We start from the raw sequence: 1927 nt of genomic DNA, 5'->3' as shown, positions 1-1927 counted from the left end.
CAGGAGGCCAACGGGTTACCCCGAGCCCGGTGCCACAGATGGTAGCGCTCCCTCTGCGACGACACACAAGGAGGCCAGCCCCCTGGCCGATCGGGGCCGACGACCCACCGGGGCAAATCGGCCGGAGGGCCGGCCTCCTACCGGCCTTCGACGGTAGTCAGGCCGAGGGTGTTCCACATCTGCATGCCGCCGCGGTACCACTTGATCTTGTGGCCCGGGTACCCGAGGTTGGTCAGCGTGCGGATGTTGGTGGGCGACTGGCCGCACCACGGGCCGTTGCAGAACAACACCAGGGTCTTGGCGTTGGAGAAGTCCAGCAGGTCCCAGTGATCCATCACGCTGAACTTGTCGAGCATGATGTCGCGTACGTCCGCGGGCTCGGCGTCGCCGTCGATGTCCAGTTTCTGCCAGGGGATGTTGATGGCCCCGGGGATGGTGCCGGCGGCGTAGTCGTCGGGACCGCGCGAATCGATGATCAGCAGGTCGTCGCGCTCGCCGAGCTGGCCGACATACTCGAGGAACTCCGCCTCGCCGAGGGTTTCCACGCCGCGGCCCAGATCCATGGGCTGGACGCAGAACGGCGGGCAGGGGCGTGAGGTCTTCGCGAACTCGTTGTCCAGCCGGTTCTCGGTGTCCTGGATGCGCTGGATGGTGACGGTCTCGTCACCGTGCGGGACCTCCAGCGATTGCAGGTCCGGGGTGATGCCGACTTCCAGCGCCGAAGCGGGCCCGGCGAGGCCCAGGGTGAACAGGCCGGCCAGGGCCAGTCCGGGGGCAAAACGTTTCTTCATCTTCTCCTCCACTGTGGTTGTGTTGGCAAGCCGGGATTGTGAGTCAAACGGTGCCGGCTTGCACCCTGCCGGTCGGGGTTTCCTTCAGCACGGCTTGCACGGGCCGTTACCCTCCTCGAGGCCACGGTTCGTGGCCACCGGATTTCGATAGAGGGTTCAGGTTTGGATCGACGGGCGAAACACAATCGCAATGGTTCCCGACTGGCGGGCACCGCGCGCGGCCTGAGCCTGGCGCTCGGTCTGGTCGCCGGAGGCGTGACGCCGGTGCTGGCCGAGTCGCCCGACCGGCCGACGCACGAGGTGCAGCGCGGCGACACCCTGTACAGCATCGTGCAGACCTTTGATCTGCCCCCCGGCGTGTCGGTCAACGAAGCCATGCTCGCCTTCCTCGAGGCCAACCCCGAGGCCTTCGCCGAACAGAACGTGAATACGCTGCGGGCCGGCACGGTACTGGAGCGGCCGCCGGAATCGGTGTTCGCCCGGCGTGACCGGGACAGTGCCCGCGCCGAGGTCCTGCGTCACATCGAGAACTGGGACCCCGGCGCCGTGCGTGTGGAGGACCGGTTCGAAGCGGTGGACGAGGGCGGCGAGGGCATGTCGCGTGCCGCGATCGAAGAACGTCTGGCCTCGCGCGATGCCGAGATCGATGAACTGCGCGAGGCGGTGGAGGAGCTGCGGTTCCTGCTGGAGTCGGAGCGTCTGGATGCGGGGACCGACGCCGCGGCCGAAGAGTTGCGCGAGCAGATGGAACAGGACCTGGACACCCTGCGCACCGAGCGCGATCAGCTGCGCGACCGCCTGGTCGAAGTCGAGGAACGGCTGGTCGAGGTGGAAAGCCGCCCGGGCCCGGACGAGGTGCCGTTGACCGAACAGCTGACCCGTCCGCCGGTGCTGGTGGCGCTGGGGTCCATGGCGCTGGGCCTGGGCCTGTTCCTGGTGGCCGGCATCATGCTGGGGCGCCGTCAGACCGGGGGTGGGGGCAAGCCCGCTTCCGGCGGCAAGAAGGGAAGCGCGCAGGCGAAGTCGGGCAAGGGCCGGTCGCCCCGCGGGGACGAAGCCGAACCGCAAATCCCGGCGGAAGAAGGTGCCGGCGCCGCGGCCGCCGGAGCCGCCGGCGGCGCCGCAGCTGCAGCGGG

The 1927-nt window shown here is 68.9% G+C and carries 2 protein-coding genes; one reads left to right on the top strand and one right to left on the bottom strand.

Going from position 1 to position 1927, the window contains the following annotated elements:
- Positions 1–137: 137 nt before the first annotated feature.
- The gene (locus D893_RS13635) at positions 138–791 is read right to left on the bottom strand and encodes a rhodanese-like domain-containing protein (protein WP_018947884.1); all 654 of its coding nucleotides are present in this window, start codon (positions 789–791) and stop codon (positions 138–140) included.
- 162 nt (positions 792–953) lie between these two features.
- On the opposite strand from D893_RS13635, the gene D893_RS13630 reads away from it, so the two are divergent.
- The coding region (locus D893_RS13630) for a FimV/HubP family polar landmark protein (RefSeq protein ID WP_110620080.1) at positions 954–1927 on the top strand (974 nt) is incomplete at its 3' end.

This window comes from Thioalkalivibrio sp. ALE21 (assembly GCF_003208255.1).
GTDB lineage: Bacteria > Pseudomonadota > Gammaproteobacteria > Ectothiorhodospirales > Ectothiorhodospiraceae > Thioalkalivibrio > Thioalkalivibrio halophilus.
Note: the sequence above shows the minus strand (reverse complement) of the source record. Positions and strands in the feature narration are given on the sequence as shown.